This is a genomic window from Dyella thailandensis, assembly GCF_050749815.1.
Taxonomy (GTDB): domain Bacteria; phylum Pseudomonadota; class Gammaproteobacteria; order Xanthomonadales; family Rhodanobacteraceae; genus Dyella_A.
The window spans coordinates 1,230,889-1,247,027 of record NZ_CP192735.1; the positions used below are offsets into that span (position 1 = coordinate 1,230,889).

Genomic DNA, 16,139 nt, shown 5'->3' on the forward strand with positions numbered 1-16,139 from the left:
ATGCGTCGGCATGCTCTCCACCGCCCGCTGGGCTTAGCTGGTGGCGTCGACTAAGGGCTTCTGCGACTCGCCTCCGGATGCCATCAGTAGCAAGAACACCTGGTTCAAGCCGGCAAAAGTCCATAACCAGATCGAGTCGTCGGCTAGCGTCTTGGCGGGAACACCGGGAAGTGGTCCGCTGACCCGTGTTTCGCTAATGAAGTAGTAGCTCCATGGCATCGATACCGCCGCCTTGGCCATGAAACCGAGCGTGCCGCTGAGCGGTGCACCACGGGTGGCGCCAGTCGGGTTGTCCACCGCATTCACGCCGATCGCCAGGACGAGCAGCATCGCATAGAGCTTGGCGAGGGTGGGCCAAAGGCGGCCGGTGCCGCCCTGGCGGAACCGATAGACCACCAGGCAGGCCATCACCAGCAAGGTCAGCCCCGCATGAATGGCGGCAGGACTCGTCGCCTGCTGCGCCACGCCGGCGGCGCAGTTACCCAGCGCCTCGCACGGCGCCGCCTGCAGCCGCTGCTGGGCTTCGGTCGCGGCCGCGGCACGCCATGCGCCATCCAGAGTGGCCCCGCTCGCGGTGTCGATGGTGAGATGCAGCTCACCGATGCGGACCGTGCCCTCTTTCGGTACGGGCGCAGCGGTCTGCCGCAACGCGAGCAGGTTGTCGTACAAAGCGGTTTTCTGCTCAGGCGTCAAAGCCATCCAGCGGATGCCTTCCGGGCTGGTTACGTGGCCGACGAGCCTGACTTGGCACAGGCCGCCGCGATGATCGCCGGCGGGTACCTCGTCCGCTTCGCAGCTCAGCGTCTGTCCGGACGGCAGCTCATACTCGACGTGGAGGTCGGCCTTCATGGCCAGCCGATTACGCATATCGGCGGCGAGGTAGAATGCCTCGGCCTGCGCGGCCGTCTCCGCGGGGTCCACTTGCCCGCCTTTGAAATAGCCCCATGCACCGGGTGCGAGGCGATCGATATGTGCCAACCCCTGCTCGCTCATCTGCAGGTGCGGGGCGCTCGCGCTTTGCACGTCAGCGATAGCGGGAAAACCTATCGCCACGCCATCAGCCACCGCTCGCGAGACAGCGGCTCGCAGCGCAGGGGTGACACGCGCTCCAGCCACCACGTCGCGCAGCGTTGCCGCTGCCTGGGCTGGCGGCGGCATGACCGTACCCAACAGGCGCAGGCGTTGATACTCGCCGAGCCGCTCGGCAGCAGCCTTAAAGCCCAGCATCTCAAACTGCTGCTGCAGCACGGCGGATTCAAAGGCATCCAACGGCGGAGGGCGATCGAGCGCCTGCCGTAGCATCGGTATGGCATCCATCGAGGGCGTGGCCGCTGGCGCTTCGGCGCAGGCAGGCGCGATCGATATCAGTACCGGCACGATCATGATGGTCGCGGCCACCAGGCAGCGAATCGACTTAGCCATCCAGCGCTCCTTGAATATGCACGGCTATCCCGTAGAACCGGCACGGCAAACGATCATCCGCACGCCAGCTCTCACGACTCCGGCGGCACGATCACCACGTTATGCAGCCCCTTGGCGCCTCACGCCTCCCACGGCACCCGGCGACACAGCAGCTTGCGTAGGGCCGCGCCCTGTTCGACCGGCGCATCCAGCAGCGCCCGGAAGCGCTTAAAGCGGGCGGCGTCCGGGGCAACCACGGTCTGCTCCAGCAGCACCTGCTGGGCCTTCTGGCAGGCTGCCTCCAGCATGAAGTCCGTGCGGCTCTTGCCCGCCATCCGGGCCGCCTGGTCAATCAGGCTGCGCTGGGCCACCGTGGCACGCAGATTGAAGGTGGTTTGACGGGAGACGGTGGTCATGGCGGCGGTCCTCAAGTGTATGCACATTGTCCGCGCAGCGAGGGCCGCACGTCAGTACCCCGGTTCAGCCTTCATCGGTCGCTGCGGCGTGTTGGGCCACCAGCATCCGACCCGGCCAACCTAGCGCACAAAGTAGGCGCGCAGCTTGGGGTACAACCGGAACTGGGAGCAGGGGCGTTGGCAATGTGGCGCCCTTCCCCACCTGGCCGACAGAAGATCAAGCCGCATGCCACGCACCCTTCACTGCACGTGCGCCGCTGAGTTGTCAGGCTCGGGTTTCCTCGCCTACGCATGCTGCTCAGCCACGCCCATGTCCAAGCAAGACACCGTTCCGAAGAAGTCCGGCTACGACGAGAGTCAGCCGAAGGATAAGCACGGCACCGAGCGCAAGCCGGCGCCCGATGCGCCGCGGCAGCCGCAGAACGCGCCGGATGCGAAGCCGAAGCCGTCCTCGTCCTGACGCGTCGCGTGTTGTTGCACCGGGTGGCTTGCTGCGCCCGGTGGTGACGTTTACCGGCAACCTGCCGCGGGCATGCCGCGCCCACGTGCCGTAATCAGGCACCCATCGCCATCACAGTGTTGATCAGCGCTACGTGCGATAGCGCCTGCGGAAAATTCCCGCACTGGCGCTGCGCCGACACGTCGTATTCCTCTGAGAGCAGGCCCAGATCGTTGGCAACGGACAGCAGCCGGCGCACGCGTCGTTCCGCTTCGTCGCGCTGGCCCTGCAGCAGCTTGACGTGGGCCAGCCAGAAGCCGCAGGCGATGAAGCTCCCCTCCCCGCCTTCCAGCCCGTCATGGGACTGCTCGTTGCAATAGCGCTCGAACACCACTCCAGCGTGCCATCTGCCTCGGGCTGGTCGGTGGGCACGCGGTAGGCCGCGGCCTCGACCCGATCGATGCGGGCGCCGCGCAGGCTCATGAATCGCCCGAGTCGCCCGGCAGCAGCCCCGCCATCATGTCGCGCACGCTCTGGCGAATAATGCCCAGTTCGTTCGGATCGCCCTTGGCCAGCGCGGTCATGTACGACTTGGCCTGCGCCCAGCGGATATGCGGCGGCAGCGGCGGCACGTCGGGGTCGGAAATGAATTCGATCAGCACGGGGCGATCCGAGGCGAATGCCTCTTCCCACGCCGCGGCGATGTGCTCGGGCCGCTCCACCCGGATGCCCTTGAAGCCCAGCATGCGGGCGTATTCGGCGTAGGGAAAATCTTCCACGTCCTGCGCCGGCGCAAACTTCGGATCGCCGGCCAGGGCGCGCTGCTCCCAGGTCACCTGGTTGAGGTCGTGATTGGCCAGCACCATCACCACGAAGCACGGATTGCTCCAGCGCTCCCAGTACTGCTTCACGGTGATCAGTTCGGCGTTGCCGTTCATCTGCATGGCGCCGTCGCCGACGATGGCCAGCACCGGGCGATCCGGATACGCCATCTTGGCGGCGATCGCATACGGCATGCCGCTGCCCATGGTGGCCAGCTTGCCCGACAGCGAGGCCATCATGCCCTCGCGGATCTTCACGTCGCGCGCGTACCAGTTGGTGTGCGAGCCGCAGTCGCCGCAGATGATCGCCTTGTCCGGCAGCCGCGGCGACAGCTCCCAGAAGATGCGCTGCGGATTGATCGGGTCGGCCGGCTCCATCGCCTTGGCCTCCAGCGCGCGCCACCACTTGCGCACGTTCACCTCGATGCGTTCGCGCCAGTCGGGGTTGTCCTTTTTCTCCAGCAGCGGCAGCAGTTGCTTGATCACCTGTGCGCTGTCGCCGATCAGGTTGACCTCGGTCGGGTAGCGCATGGACACGTTGCGCGGAGCAATGTCGATCTGCACCGCGCGCGCCTGCCCGTCCGGCGGCAGGAACTCCGAATACGGAAACGTCGTACCGATCATCAGCAGCGTGTCGCAGTCGTTCATCAGTTCCCAGCTGGGCTTGGTGCCGAGCAGTCCGATGGAGCCGGTGACGAAGGGCAGATCGTCCGGCAGTGCCGCCTTGCCCAGCAGCGCCTTGGCCACGCCCGCGTCCAGATGGCGGGCCAGCGCGATCACCTGGGGACCGGCCTGCATGGCGCCCGCGCCGATCAGGATGGCGACGCGCTTGCCGGCGTTGATCACCTCGGCCGCCTGGCGCAGCTCGTCCGTCGACGGCTGCGGGTGCGCCGGCGCGTAGCCGACGCCGGAATACACGTCGCCGTGGGCACGCGGCGGGCTGGGAACGGCCTTCATCTCCTGCAGGTCGTTCGGCACGATCACGCAGGTGACGCAGCGTTCGGCCGCGGCAATGCGCATCGCGCGATCGATCACGTGGCGCACCTGCGCCGGTGCGGTGAGCGTCTCGACGTAGCCGGTGACGTCCTTGAACAGATTCTGCAGGTCCACTTCCTGCTGGTAGTCGCTGCCCAGCGACGTGCGCGCCTGCTGGCCGACGATGGCGACCACCGGCATGTGGTCCATCTTGGCGTCGTACAGGCCGTTGAGCAGATGGATGGCGCCAGGGCCTGACGTGGCCAGGCATAGGCCTACCTCGCCGGTGAACTTGGCATGCGCACCGGCCATGAAGGCGGCCATTTCCTCGTGGCGCACGCGCACGTAGTCGAAGCGGTCGGAGGCGCGCCCCATCGCGCCCATGATTCCGTTGATGCCGTCACCCGGGTAGCCGAAGACCCGCTTCACCCCCCAGTCGGTGAGGCGCTGAAGGATGAAGTCGCCCACGGTCTGGCTCATTGCGTTCTCCCGGGATCGAGGGCCCGCGCGCCATCGCCCAGGGCGGCGACGGCGCCATCTGCAGGCCAGAAGAGGAATGACGTGGCGCGATGATGGAGCGCCGGGCGTCATCCACCGGTCAAAGGCATGTGTCGGCACGTCCACGAAAGCGCAGGAACATGCGATCGCTCCCGCGCAGCGCGGCGAGAGGTGCTGTGTGCTGGAGTCAGCAGCAAGCGGGCGGCCGGGCGCCCTGCTCCGGGCTCAGCGTCGGGCGCGGCCGAGTCGCTTCCACTGCGTGGCGACGGCGGCGAGCGCGAAGCCTGCGCCCAGCGCGCTCACGGCGGTCCAGCCGCCCAGGTTCCAGGCGGCGGTCGACGCGGCCGAGCCCACCGCGCCGCCGATAAACATGATGCTCATGAAGATCGTATTGATCCGCGCACGTGCCTCGGCGCGCAACGCGTAGACAATGTGCTGGTGCGACACCAGCGCGCTCTGCACGGCGAAGTCGAGCACGATCACGCCCACCACCAGCCCGGCCAGCGAACGCCACAACGCGAATACCAGCCACGCCACCACGCACAGCGCGGCGCCGGCGGCAATCGCGCGATGCGGGCCGCGGCGGTCGGCGATGCGCCCGGCCAGCGGTGCCGCCAACACCCCAACCACGCCGACCAGGCCGAACAGTCCCGCCGCCTGCGGGCCGAGCCCGAACGGGGGCTGCTGCAGGTACAGCGCAAGAACCGACCAGAACACGGTGAACGCGGCAAACAGCAGCGCCTGGGTGAACGCCGCCAGCCGCAGCTCGGGCAGCTCGCGCCACAACTCGGCCAGCGTGGCGAGCAGGCGGGGATAGCGCAGCGATCCTTCCGGCTCACTGCGCGGCAGGCGCCAGGCGATCCAGCCACCCATCAGCAGCGCCACCGGCGCAGCCAGCCAGAACATCGGCCGCCAGCCGACATGGCTGGCGACCAGCCCGGCCAGCAGCCGACTGAGCAGGATGCCGCACAGCAAACCGGACATCACCGTACCGACGATGGCGCCACGGCGCGCGGGTGCGGCGAGGTGCGCGGCCAGTGGCACGATCTGCTGCGCCGCCGTGGCGGCCACGCCCACCGCCAGCGAAGCGAGCACCAGCACCGCCGCACTCGGCGCCAGCGCGGCGGCGACCAGCGCCAGGCCCAGCAGCATGAACTGCCACACGATGAGACGACGACGCTCCAGGATGTCGCCCAGCGGCACCAGCAAAAGCAAACCGGCGGCATAGCCGAGCTGGGTGGCAGTGGGCACCAGACCGACCGTGCGGCTGTGCAGGTCGCGCTCCATGACGCCGAGCATCGGCTGGTTGTAATAGATGTTGGCCACCGCCACGCCGGCGGCGAGCGCCATCAGCAGGATCTGCCCGCGGCTCGCCTCGGTGACGTCCGCGCTGGCGGTGATGGGGTTCGTGGTTGCGCCTTGCACTCTTGGTTCCCTTGCCTGCGTAAATGGTGCCCGTGCCACGGTGGCGCGGCTGACGATCGCTGCGTCAGATGCCGACCAGTGACCGCCCTTCCGCCGACAGCAGGTCGTGCGTTTCCGGATGACGCTGCATGTAGGCGCGGAACACCGGACAACGCGGCGTTACCTGCAAGCCGCGCTCACGCGCGGCGCCCAGGCCTGCCTTGACCAGCACGGTGGCCAGGCCGCGGCCGCCGATCGCCTCCGGCACGACCGTATGGGTGAAGACCAGCACGCCGTCTTCCATGACATAGGCGGCATAGGCCACCTGCCCGTCCTCGACGAGCTCGAAGCGGTGCTTTTCCACGTGGTCGTGTACGGCCGGCGTGGCGCTCATGCCGGCCTCCGCGTGGCAGCTATGGCGAAGATGGTCGCCGAGCGGGACCGCTGGAACATGGGGAGGTGGAACGGTCGGATCATCGGTTTTCCTCACGGGCTCGGGGCGCCGCCGCGCGGCGCCACGGAGACGATGGCACAGCGGGCGCCGCGCCGGGCTGGATCAGCCGGTGCGGCCCGATTCGAACAGGAACCACACGCGCTGTTCGGCCTCGTCGATCCAGTTCTCCAGCAGGCTGGCGCTGGCCACGTCGTTGTACTCGTCGCACAGGGCGTGGGTCGAGCGCATGGAGTCGATCAGGCGCAGGTTGTCCTCGCGCAGCTCGGCCAGCATGTCGGCCGGGGTGACGAAGTCGGCGTCGTTGTCGGCAATGCGCTGCAGCCGCGCTGCGTGCCCGATGGAGCGCAGCGTGGTGCCGCCCAGCTTGCGCACGCGCTCGGCGATGATGTCGACCAGCGCGAAGATCTGCATCGACTGGTCGTCCAGCAGCAGGTGGTAGTCGCGGAAGTACGGGCCGGACATGTGCCAGTGGAAGTTCTTGGTTTTCATGTACAGCGCCAGCACGTCGGCCAGCAGCGCGTTGAGCCCGCCGGAAATGTCGCGCACTGCCTTCTCGCCCAGGCTCGAAGGCGTGTGCATGGGACTGGTGCGTCGCTTCTTGGCGTCTTTCAGGTTTTTCATGGCGCGTCCCTCGGAGTTGGTCGCAGACTTCGCAGCGAAAGCGCCCTGATATTCAGGGCGCTCGATGCATGCGCTGCCGGTCGCGATTCGACCGGCAGCAGGCGGCGCGATCAGGCCTTGATGAAGGCCAGCAGATCGGGGTTGATCACTTCCGGATGGGTGGTGCACATGCCGTGCGGGAAGCCCGGGTAGGTCTTCAGCGTGCCGTGCTTGAGCAGCTTCACCGAGAGCTTGGCGGAGTTCTCGATCGGCACGATCTGGTCGTCCTCACCGTGCATCACCAGCACCGGTACGTCGATCGCCTTGAGATCCTCGGTGAAGTCGGTTTCGGAGAACGCCTTGATGCACTCGTAGTGGTTCTTGGCGCCGCCCATCATGCCCTGGCGCCACCAGTTGCGGATCGAGCCCTCCGAGACCTTCGCACCCGGACGGTTGAAGCCGTAGAACGGGCCGCTGGGCACGTCCAGGAAGAACTGCGCGCGGTTGGCGGCGAGCGCCTGGCGGAAGCCATCGAACACTTCCAGCGGCAGGCCACCCGGGTAGGCGGCGGTCTTGAGCATGATCGGCGGCACCGCGCCAATCAGCACCGCCTTGGCCACGCGGCCCTTGCCGTACTTGGCCACGTAGCGGGCCACTTCGCCGCCACCGGTGGAGTGGCCGATGTGCACGGCGTTCTTCAGATCCAGGTGCTGGGCCAGCGCCGCTACGTCCGCCGCGTAGGTGTCCATTTCGTTGCCGTCAGAGGTCTGGGTGGATCGACCGTGGCCGCGACGGTCGTGCGCGATGACGCGGTAGCCGTGCGACAGGAAGAACAGCATCTGCGCGTCCCAGTCGTCGGCGCTCAGCGGCCACCCATGGTGGAAGACGATCGGCTGACCGGTGCCCCAGTCCTTGTAATAGATCTGGGTGCCGTCCTTCGTGGTGATGTATGACATTGCGTGTTCTCCATGCGCGGGGGGATGAGCGTGCGAAGCGGGCGTGTGCCCGGATGAGGTGGTGGCGGAACCGAGCAGCGGCCAGGCGGCGCCGGCTGCCGCGACGGTGGCGCCGGCAAGCAGCACGCGCCGACGCGCAGCGTCGATGTCTTCGGCTTGCGGTGGCTGGGTCATGGCCTGGCTCCTGGTGAAAGCGGGAGGCCCGACGTCGAGGGTTCAGCGGTCGGGGCACGCACGGACATCGCATGGGCAGCTGCCCGATGCCTGTGCTGGCCGGCTGAAGTTACCCCCGCCGCGTTACCGCGCACTTGCACGAAAGTGCGCAATTGAAGCGATGTGCCGCGGATGAACCGTTCGCGTGGTCAGGGGCTGATGATGCCGCGGCGGATCGCGATGGTGACGGCGTGGGTGCGGTCCTTGGCGCCGAGCTTGGCCAGGATGTTCTTCATGTGCGCCTTGACCGTTTCCTCGGAGATCGCCAGCAGCCCCGCGACGACCTTGTTCGAGTTGCCGCTCGCCACGCAGCCGAGCACGGCGACCTCGCGCACGGTCAGCGCATCATCCAGGGCGTAGGTGGCGATCTCGCTGGCTACTTCCGGCGGAATGCAGCGGCGGCCCTCGCCGAGCTGCCGGATGGTGTCGGTGAGTTCCTTGCGCAAGGCGCTCTTGAGCATGTAGCCCTGCGCCCCCGCCTTCAGCGCCTGCACTGCCCGCGCGTCGCCCTTGTAGGTGGTGAGCACGAGAATTCGCGCGTCGGAAAACTCGCGCCGGATGATGGTGATCGCTTCGATGCCGCTCATGCGCGGCATCTGCAGATCCATCAGCACGATGTCCGGACGGTGGGCGCGGTACTGCTCCACCGCTTCGTAACCGTCGCAGGCCTCGGCGACCAGTTGCATGTCCTCGCGGCCCTCGATGACGGCCGCGATGCCTTCGCGGAGCATCGGATGGTCGTCGACCACCATCAGGCGGATCGGTAGATGCAGGGCGTTCACGCGTACCTTCCTCCACTGACGAGCTGGCGCAGCCGGGTCATCCACGACGGCTGCCTGCCGCCGTAGGCGATGGCGGCGGGCAGCCGGATGTCGACCTCGGTACCGGTGTCGGCACCACTCCAGATGTCGAACGAGGCGCCGACGCGCTCGGCGCGTTCGCGCATGCCCGCCAGGCCCCAGTGGCCGGGCTTGCCGCCCGCCTCGAGCACCGTCTCGTCGATGCCCTTGCCGTTGTCGCGCACGCGCAGCCGCAGCTCGTCGAGGCCGTAGTCTAGCTCCACCTCGATGCGCTCGGCCTGCGCATGTTGCACCGCGTTGACGGTGGCCTCGTAGCCGATCCGGTACAGCTCCTCGCGCACCATCGGGTCGAGCGTGCGCACCATGCCTTCCACGATGACGCCGAAGCGCTGCGGATCGCCGCCGAGCAATTCCTCGCCCAGCGTGGCGAACGCGCCGGGCAGGTCGCGCACGATGTCGGCGGAGGCGCGCAGGCCCTTGACGCGGTCCCTTCCCTCCACCAGCACGTCGTCGGCGCGGTCGAGCGTGCGGTCGATCATTGCCCGCACCGGATCGCCCGGCGGAATGCGCTCGGCCACCGCCTGGAATCGCAACACCAATCCCTGCGTTGCCTGCAGCAAGGTGTCGTGCAGCTCCCGCGCAATGCGCTCGCGCTCGGCGTGGCGCTCCTCCAGGCGCAGGTGCACGCGAATCGCTGCCTGGCGCAGCCGCAGCAGACACATCCCGAAGATCGCGGCCAGCCCCACCAGGATGCTCAGGCCCAGGAACCAGCGCGTCTGATAGAACAGCGGCGGGATGAAGAACGTCACGCTGGCGCCCTCGCGGTTCCACACGCCATCGTCGTTGGAGGCGATCACCTGGAAGCGGTAATGGCCGGGCGCGAGGTTGGTGTAGAACGCTTCGCGCCGGTTGCCCGCGTCCTGCCACTGCTCGTCCACGCCCTCGAGCCGATACCGGAAGCGCACGCGCTCGGGCACGCTGAGGCTGGTGGCGGTGTAGCGGATGCGCAGGTTGCCGGTCTGCTTCGGCAGACGGATCTCGCCGGTGGCCGGATAGTCCCGCCCGCTGGCGACCAGCCCACGGATGATCACCGGCGGCGCGAGACGGTTGTGATGGATGCGCGGCGGATCGATGCTCGACACGCCCTGGTTGGTAGCAAACCACAGTCGGCCATCGGCGTCGCGGCCCGCCGTGGATGACACGCTGGCCTGCAGCGCGACACCCTTGAGGCCATCCTGGCTGTCGAACAGGCGGTATTCCACGCGATGCTGCGGATCATTGAAAGCGCGATCGAGCTCCTCGTCGGCGATGCGCACGATGCCCGCACTGGTGTTGATCCACAGTTGCCCATCGGGTGCGCGCACGATGCCCGAGATGCCGCGCAGTGCGCCCACGCGATCCTGGGAGAGCGTGGCGATGCGTCCGTCGCGAAGGCGCGCCAGGCCGGTGTCGCCACCGATCAGCACCTCGTCCGCTGCGGCGGTGATCGCGGTGACCGCGCCCACGTCCAGACCCTCGGTCGCGCTGAAGCGCTTCACTTGCTCGCCCCTTGCCACCAGCAGCGTGCTGCCCGTGTAGCCCGCCAGCAGGCTGCCGTCCTGTCCCACGGCCAGCGCCACCGGCGCGCCGGATACGCCAGCTTTGCCGGGATGCCAGGCGGTCCAGGCGCCCGAGGCGTAGTGGTAGATGCCGTGCCGTGAAAAGCTCACCCACAGCGCACCGTTGCGGTCGCCGGTCATGGACTCGATGCTCCACACGTCCATGCCCTGCGGAAGCGCCATGGGCTCGAGCCGGCCATCGCGTATCCGCTGCAGGCCGTCACCGGCCATGAACCACAGATCCCCGTTTGGCGTGGCGACCATCGCGCCCGGGTCCGGCAGCCCGCGCAGCATCGCCACCGGCTCACCGTGCTCGATCCGATACAGCACGCCGCCATAGCCGAGCCACACCTCGCCCGCCGAAGAGACCGAAAGGGCGTAATGTGCCACCGGGGTGAGCCCGACCCCTTCCATCGACACCACGTTGCTGGGGCGAAAGCTGTTCAGTCCGAGGTTGGTGCCCGCCCAGACGTTGCCTTCGCGGTCTTCGAACAGCGGGATGGCGATGTCCGAGGTCAGCCCGTCGCCCTGGCGATAGCGGCGCGCGATGTCCGCTTGCTGCAGCGGGCGGCCGCCGGCGATTCGTGCGGGCTCGCGCACCCGGTAGACGCCCCCTTCGCGAGCATCAGTCCCCCACAGCTGGCCGTGCCGGTCGAACAACAGTCGCTTGGCCGCAGCGAAACCGGTAGCGGGCAGCGATGCCTGATCGACGGCACACATGTGCGTGGCATCGAGACCGGGCAAAGCACGCGTGCCATGCAGTGCATCGGAGAGCCACACCGTGCCGTCCGGCGCCTGTGCCAGCACGGCCGAGCGCCCCACCGCGATACCCGTCTGCTGGAACTGTGTGCCACCGCGGGGCAGGACCAGCAGTTGCGTTCCGCTGGTCACCCACAACGCACCGTCCCGGCCGGCGAGAATCCACGACGCCTGGCGCGTGGGGTAACCCATCTCGCGCCCCACTACCTTCCAACGCTGGCCGTCGAAACGCGCCAGGCCGCCGCTGGTGGCGGCCCAGATGCTGCCGTCAGCGCGCACAGCGAACGCCTGCACCATGCCGGCTGGGAAACCCTCTTCCGGGCCGAAGCGGCGCACCACACCATCGCGCATCGCGGCCACGCCGCCGTTGTAGAACCCGATCCACAGCGTGCGGTCGGCGAGCATCTTCAAGGCGGTGATGTTGCTCGACGCAAAGGCGCGATTGCGCGGCGGTACGACCGAATCGAAGGTCACGCCGTCGAAGCGGTACAGCCCGGTGCCGGTACCCAGCCACAGAAATCCGTCGGCACCCTGGGCAATCGCCCAGATGTCCGCCGGTGCCCCGCGCTGCATCGACCACGACGACAGTTGCAGCGAATGCGCCGTGTCGGCCCGGGCATGGCCCGGCACGCCCAGCGCAAACACCAGCAGCCATGTCGCAAGCAGGCGCAGCCGACGCGCCTGCGCTCGCGCCAGCTGATGTACTAGGTGAAGCATGCCGGGTCCCGCCGCGCCAAACCTACGGTGTAAGGGCATCGGCAAAACTCCGCCTCCCCGGTTTGGGGGATGCGCACTTCACTCCGCGGAGTGATTCACGCGGGCGAGGCGAAAACTAGCCTTGCACCCGTGCAACGCCTTTACTCCATGTTTCCTGCCGGAGGCGCAGGCCTCGGGCTTGCGCTGCTGCGTTGCGGTCTGGCCCTGGCGCTGGCCGGTGCGGTGCCCTCGGCATCGTTGTTGACCTCACTGGCGTGGTGGATGCCGGCGCTGGTACTCGCCTGCGGCGCCCTGCTGCTGGGCGTCCTCACACCGCTCGTGAGCCTTGTCGCCGTAGCCATCGCCGCGGTGACGCTGCTGAGCGAGGGGGCCGATCGCTGGGAGCAGAGCGTGCTGGTGCTGCTGATGGCCGGCGCCCTCATGCTCATCGGGCCCGGCGCTTACTCGCTGGACGCGCGCATCTACGGCCGGCACCGCGTGCTTCCGCGCAAGCCTCGCGGTTAGTTGTGTGTCATGCACATGACAAGCGGCATCACTCGATCGAGTGGTGTAACGGCTACGAGATCGGGGCTGTTGCATGACCACCGCCACACCCAAGCTTCCCTTCGCCCCACGACTCACGCCCTGGCTGCACCACCTGCCATCGCGCGATCACCAGAAAAGGAAGCGAACCATGTCCTCTTTCGATCCCGATGTGCTGCCTTCCGTCGCCTGGAGCGAGCTGCGCGATGTGTCCTGGCCCGTGCCCCCTGCGCCGCACCGCGCCGGCGAGCATGGGTTGACCCTCACCGCACGCAGCCGGGTGATGCGCTTCATCGAGCAGCACCTGGCCGATCGCATCACGTTGTCCGAGCTGGCCTCCGTCGCCTGCATGAGCCGCTTCCACTTCGCCCGCATGTTTCGCCTGAGCTTCGGCCAGAGCCCGATGGAGTACGTGCTCGCGGCCAAGGTCGATCTCGCCAAGCAGCTTCTCCTTGCCGGCTGCCACTCCATCGCCTACGTCGCCGCGCTGCTGGGCTTCGCCGACCAGAGTCACTTCACCCGCTCGTTCCGCCGCGTCGCCGGCTGCTCGCCCCGGCAATACGTCGCCGCGCGCAACACCCACCGGCGCTCGGCATGAGCGCGACCGTGCCTTGCATCGCGCGCGTCGATGCCATCGCCGCGCGCGGTGGCCCGTTCCCCTGCTTCACCCACTGATCGGCAGGCGCACGGCGTGCCCCGTCTCTCACCACTCCCTGGAGAAATCGTCATGGCCAAGGCCACTCCCGTTCCCGGCAAGACCCTGCTCAACCCGGGCGACCACACGCTGATCCTGATCGACCACCAGTCGCAGATGGCGTTTGCAACCAAGTCGATCGACCCGGTCCTGCTGCGCAACAACGCCGCGCTGGTGGCGAAGTCGGCGGCCGGTTTCGGCGTGTCGACGATTCTCACCACGGTGGCGGAGAAGAGCTTTTCCGGCCCGATCTTCCACGAGATCAGCGAGGCGTTCCCCGGCGTGGCAGCGATCGACCGCACTAGCATGAACACCTGGGAAGACCCGCGCATCGCCGAACGCGTCAACGCCATCGGCAAGTCGCGCATCGTGCTCGCCGGCCTATGGACCAGCGTGTGCATCGTCGGTCCGGCGCTGTCGGCGCTGGACCAGGGCTTCGAGGTGTACGTGATCGCCGACGCCAGCGGCGACGTTTCCGACGAGGCGCACGAGCGCGCCATGCAGCGCATGGTGCAGGCCGGCGCGCGGCCGATGACCAGCCTGCAGTACCTGCTGGAGCTGCAGCGCGACTGGGCGCGCACCGATACCTACGAGCTGACCACCGGTATCGCCAAGGTCAACGGCGGTGGCTACGGCCTGGGCGTGACCTACGCCAAAGCGATGTTCGGCGCCGCCGAAGGTCATTGAGCGCTTGCTCGCCGGCGCGGTCGCTGCAGCGGCCGCGTCGTTCGCTCGTCACCCGGAGAGGCCCATGAAACCCTATCTGTTGTCCCTCGCAGCCGGCGTGCTCGTCGGCGTGATCTATGCCCTGCTCCGCGTGAAGTCACCGGCGCCGCCCACCATCGCCCTGATCGGCCTGCTCGGCATCCTGATCGGCGAGCAGATCGTTCCTGTCGCCGCGCGGCTGTTCCGCGGCGAACCGGTGGCCAGCTTCATCCGGCACGAATGCACACGGGAGATTCTGCGCGGCCCCGCCGCACCGCCGCAGGAACCGAAGGATCTGTCGTGATGGCCACCACCGACCTGCTCATCGTCAACGCGCGGGTGACCACCCTGGACCGCGCCAAGCCGCAGGCCGAGGCGGTGGCCATCCGCGATGGCCGCTTTCTCGCCGTGGGTTCCGAACGCGAGGTGCGCGCGGCCGTGCCCCAGGCCACGGTGATCGACGCGGGCGGACGCCGCCTGATCCCCGGCCTGATCGACAGCCACATCCACGTCATCCGCGGCGGCCTCAACTACAACATGGAGCTGCGTTGGGACGGCGTGCCGACGCTGGCCGACGCGATGACGATGCTGCGCCAGCAGGTGCAGAACACGCCGCCGCCGCAGTGGGTGCGCGTGGTCGGCGGCTTCACCGAGCAGCAGTTCGCCGAGAAGCGTCTGCCGACCATCGACGAGCTCAACGCGGTGGCGCCGGACACGCCGGTGTTCATCCTGCATCTGTATGACCGCGCTTTGCTCAACGCCGCCGCGCTGCGCGCCGTGGGCTACACGCGCGACACGCCCAACCCGCCCGGCGGCGAGATCGTGCGCGACGCGCAAGGCCACCCCACCGGTCTGCTGCTGGCGCAACCCAATGCCACCATCCTCTACGCCACGCTGGCGAAAGGGCCCAAGCTGCCGCCGGACTACCAGCGCAATTCCACCCGACACTTCATGCGCGAGCTCAACGGCCTGGGCGTGACCAGCGTGATCGACGCCGGCGGCGGCGCGCAGAACTACCCCGACGACTACCAGGTGATCGAGCAGCTGCATCGCGACGGCGAGCTGACCCTGCGCATCGCCTACAACCTGTTCACCCAGAAACCGAAGGACGAGCTGGCCGACTTCCGTGGCTGGGCCCACACGGTCAGCCCCGGCCAGGGCGACGACACCTACCGCGCCAACGGCGCCGGCGAGATGCTGGTGTACTCGGCAGCGGACTTCGAGGACTTCCGCGCGCCGCGGCCGGAGATGCCGGCGAACATGGAGGCTGACCTGGAACCGGTGATCCGCCTGCTCGCCGAGAAGCGCTGGCCGTGGCGCATGCACGCCACCTACGACGAGACGATCAGCCGCGCGCTGGACGTGTTCGAGAAGGTGAACCGCGACATCCCGCTCAAGGGCCTCCACTGGTTCTTCGATCACGCCGAGACGATCTCCGAACGCAGCATCGACCGCATTGCCGCGCTGGGCGGCGGTATCGCCGTGCAGCATCGCATGGCCTACCAGGGCGAGTACTTCGTCGAGCGCTACGGTGCCCAGGCGGCCGAGGCGACGCCGCCGGTCAAGCGCATGCTGGAGAGCGGTGTGCCGGTCGGTGCCGGCACCGACGCCACCCGCGTGGCCAGCTACAACCCATGGGTGTCGCTGTCGTGGCTGGTGACCTCGAAGACCGTCGGCGGGCTCGCGCTGTATCCGCAGCGCAATCGGCTCGATCGCGAGACCGCACTGCGCCTGTGGACCGAAGCGAACACCTGGTTCTCCTCCGAGCAGGGCAAGAAGGGCCAGATCAAGGTCGGCCAGCTCGCGGACCTCGCGCTGTTATCAGACGACTACTTCGCCGTGCCGGAGAGCGACATCGCGCACCTGCGCTCGGTACTGACCGTGCTCGGCGGCAAGGTAGTGCACGGCGAGGGCGACTACACCCCGCTGGCGCCCGCTCTGCCGAAGCCGATGCCGGACTGGTCGCCGGTGGCTACCTTCGGCGGCTACTGGCGCACACCCGATGCACAGCTGCGCCAGCGCGCTCCCGCCTGCGCATGCGACAGCGCCTGCGGCGTGCATGGCCATGCCCACCTCACACCCCTGCAGGCCAACGTGCCGGCCGGCGACGCCCGCGGTTTCTGGGGCGTGTTCGGCTGCAGCTGCTGGGCCATCTGACTCCCCCACG

The 16,139-nt window shown here is 68.1% G+C and carries 16 protein-coding genes; 6 read left to right on the plus strand and 10 right to left on the minus strand.

The window, feature by feature from the left end; translation table 11 throughout:
• Positions 1-33: 33 nt before the first annotated feature.
• Both ACQVBX_RS05705 and ACQVBX_RS05710 read right to left on the minus strand, forming a co-directional pair.
• On the minus strand, positions 34-1,422 hold the full coding sequence (locus tag ACQVBX_RS05705) for a hypothetical protein (RefSeq protein WP_431637034.1): 1,389 nt from the start codon (positions 1,420-1,422) through the stop codon (positions 34-36).
• 119 nt (positions 1,423-1,541) lie between these two features.
• Entirely contained in the window at positions 1,542-1,817 is a 276-nt protein-coding gene (locus ACQVBX_RS05710; protein ID WP_431637037.1) for a DUF1778 domain-containing protein, read from the minus strand.
• A 310-nt stretch (positions 1,818-2,127) separates the two neighbouring features.
• Here ACQVBX_RS05710 and ACQVBX_RS05715 point away from each other — a divergent pair, with 310 nt between their 5' ends.
• Positions 2,128-2,277, plus strand: a complete 150-nt coding sequence (locus ACQVBX_RS05715) for a hypothetical protein (RefSeq protein ID WP_431637038.1) — start codon at positions 2,128-2,130, stop codon at positions 2,275-2,277.
• 94 nt (positions 2,278-2,371) lie between these two features.
• On the opposite strand, the gene ACQVBX_RS05720 is transcribed toward ACQVBX_RS05715, so the two are convergent.
• The 8 genes from ACQVBX_RS05720 to ACQVBX_RS05755 form a co-directional block, all read right to left on the minus strand.
• Positions 2,372-2,647: a glycoside hydrolase family 15 protein gene (locus ACQVBX_RS05720; RefSeq protein ID WP_431637040.1), complete on the minus strand. Its 276-nt coding sequence runs from the start codon at positions 2,645-2,647 to the stop codon at positions 2,372-2,374.
• Positions 2,648-2,735: 88 nt separating this feature from the next.
• Positions 2,736-4,532, minus strand: coding sequence for a thiamine pyrophosphate-requiring protein (locus ACQVBX_RS05725; RefSeq protein ID WP_431637043.1), 1,797 nt, complete (start codon positions 4,530-4,532; stop codon positions 2,736-2,738).
• 243 nt (positions 4,533-4,775) lie between these two features.
• Entirely contained in the window at positions 4,776-5,975 is a 1,200-nt protein-coding gene (locus ACQVBX_RS05730) for an MFS transporter (RefSeq protein ID WP_431637045.1), read from the minus strand.
• A gap of 64 nt (positions 5,976-6,039) precedes the next feature.
• Positions 6,040-6,348, minus strand: coding sequence for a GNAT family N-acetyltransferase (locus ACQVBX_RS05735; RefSeq protein ID WP_431637047.1), 309 nt, complete (start codon positions 6,346-6,348; stop codon positions 6,040-6,042).
• A gap of 162 nt (positions 6,349-6,510) precedes the next feature.
• Positions 6,511-7,029, minus strand: a complete 519-nt coding sequence (locus ACQVBX_RS05740) for a Dps family protein (protein ID WP_431637049.1) — start codon at positions 7,027-7,029, stop codon at positions 6,511-6,513.
• Positions 7,030-7,139: 110 nt separating this feature from the next.
• Positions 7,140-7,964 (minus strand): alpha/beta fold hydrolase, encoded by an 825-nt coding sequence (locus ACQVBX_RS05745; protein WP_431638120.1) that lies wholly within the window; start codon positions 7,962-7,964, stop codon positions 7,140-7,142.
• Positions 7,965-8,326: 362 nt separating this feature from the next.
• Positions 8,327-8,929: a response regulator gene (locus ACQVBX_RS05750; protein ID WP_431638121.1), complete on the minus strand. Its 603-nt coding sequence runs from the start codon at positions 8,927-8,929 to the stop codon at positions 8,327-8,329.
• 26 nt (positions 8,930-8,955) lie between these two features.
• On the minus strand, positions 8,956-12,051 hold the full coding sequence (locus ACQVBX_RS05755) for a sensor histidine kinase (RefSeq protein ID WP_431637051.1): 3,096 nt from the start codon (positions 12,049-12,051) through the stop codon (positions 8,956-8,958).
• Positions 12,052-12,198: 147 nt separating this feature from the next.
• Between ACQVBX_RS05755 and ACQVBX_RS05760 the strand changes: the two genes are divergently transcribed.
• The 5 genes from ACQVBX_RS05760 to ACQVBX_RS05780 all read left to right on the plus strand — a co-directional run bounded on the left by ACQVBX_RS05760 (position 12,199) and on the right by ACQVBX_RS05780 (position 16,129).
• A complete protein-coding gene (locus tag ACQVBX_RS05760) occupies positions 12,199-12,555 on the plus strand; it encodes a hypothetical protein (protein ID WP_431637052.1) in 357 nt (118 codons plus the stop codon).
• Positions 12,556-12,724: 169 nt separating this feature from the next.
• Positions 12,725-13,171: a helix-turn-helix domain-containing protein gene (locus ACQVBX_RS05765; RefSeq protein WP_431637054.1), complete on the plus strand. Its 447-nt coding sequence runs from the start codon at positions 12,725-12,727 to the stop codon at positions 13,169-13,171.
• A gap of 129 nt (positions 13,172-13,300) precedes the next feature.
• Positions 13,301-13,954 carry a hydrolase gene (locus tag ACQVBX_RS05770; protein ID WP_431637056.1) on the plus strand — a complete coding sequence of 218 codons (654 nt, stop codon included), beginning with the start codon at positions 13,301-13,303 and terminating at the stop codon, positions 13,952-13,954.
• Positions 13,955-14,018: 64 nt separating this feature from the next.
• Entirely contained in the window at positions 14,019-14,276 is a 258-nt protein-coding gene (locus ACQVBX_RS05775; protein ID WP_431637058.1) for a DUF1427 family protein, read from the plus strand.
• Positions 14,276-16,129: an amidohydrolase gene (locus tag ACQVBX_RS05780; RefSeq protein WP_431637060.1), complete on the plus strand. Its 1,854-nt coding sequence runs from the start codon at positions 14,276-14,278 to the stop codon at positions 16,127-16,129. Before ACQVBX_RS05775 ends, ACQVBX_RS05780 begins: the two co-directional genes overlap by 1 nt.
• The last annotated feature ends 10 nt before the right edge of the window (positions 16,130-16,139 follow it).

What these genes read in the sequence shown, in the direction of transcription:
- ACQVBX_RS05770 (WP_431637056.1), top strand. Translation starts at nt 13,301, where the DNA reads ATGGCCAAGGCCACTCCCGTTCCCGGCAAGACCCTGCTCAACCCGGGC.
- ACQVBX_RS05740 (WP_431637049.1), bottom strand. Translation starts at nt 7,029, where the DNA reads ATGAAAAACCTGAAAGACGCCAAGAAGCGACGCACCAGTCCCATGCAC.
- ACQVBX_RS05775 (WP_431637058.1), top strand. Translation starts at nt 14,019, where the DNA reads ATGAAACCCTATCTGTTGTCCCTCGCAGCCGGCGTGCTCGTCGGCGTG.
- ACQVBX_RS05725 (WP_431637043.1), bottom strand. Translation starts at nt 4,532, where the DNA reads ATGAGCCAGACCGTGGGCGACTTCATCCTTCAGCGCCTCACCGACTGG.
- ACQVBX_RS05710 (WP_431637037.1), bottom strand. Translation starts at nt 1,817, where the DNA reads ATGACCACCGTCTCCCGTCAAACCACCTTCAATCTGCGTGCCACGGTG.
- ACQVBX_RS05780 (WP_431637060.1), top strand. Translation starts at nt 14,276, where the DNA reads ATGGCCACCACCGACCTGCTCATCGTCAACGCGCGGGTGACCACCCTG.
- ACQVBX_RS05750 (WP_431638121.1), bottom strand. Translation starts at nt 8,929, where the DNA reads ATGGTGGTCGACGACCATCCGATGCTCCGCGAAGGCATCGCGGCCGTC.
- ACQVBX_RS05735 (WP_431637047.1), bottom strand. Translation starts at nt 6,348, where the DNA reads ATGAGCGCCACGCCGGCCGTACACGACCACGTGGAAAAGCACCGCTTC.
- ACQVBX_RS05715 (WP_431637038.1), top strand. Translation starts at nt 2,128, where the DNA reads ATGTCCAAGCAAGACACCGTTCCGAAGAAGTCCGGCTACGACGAGAGT.
- ACQVBX_RS05765 (WP_431637054.1), top strand. Translation starts at nt 12,725, where the DNA reads ATGTCCTCTTTCGATCCCGATGTGCTGCCTTCCGTCGCCTGGAGCGAG.
- ACQVBX_RS05705 (WP_431637034.1), bottom strand. Translation starts at nt 1,422, where the DNA reads ATGGCTAAGTCGATTCGCTGCCTGGTGGCCGCGACCATCATGATCGTG.
- ACQVBX_RS05755 (WP_431637051.1), bottom strand. Translation starts at nt 12,051, where the DNA reads ATGCTTCACCTAGTACATCAGCTGGCGCGAGCGCAGGCGCGTCGGCTG.
- ACQVBX_RS05760 (WP_431637052.1), top strand. Translation starts at nt 12,199, where the DNA reads ATGTTTCCTGCCGGAGGCGCAGGCCTCGGGCTTGCGCTGCTGCGTTGC.
- ACQVBX_RS05745 (WP_431638120.1), bottom strand. Translation starts at nt 7,964, where the DNA reads ATGTCATACATCACCACGAAGGACGGCACCCAGATCTATTACAAGGAC.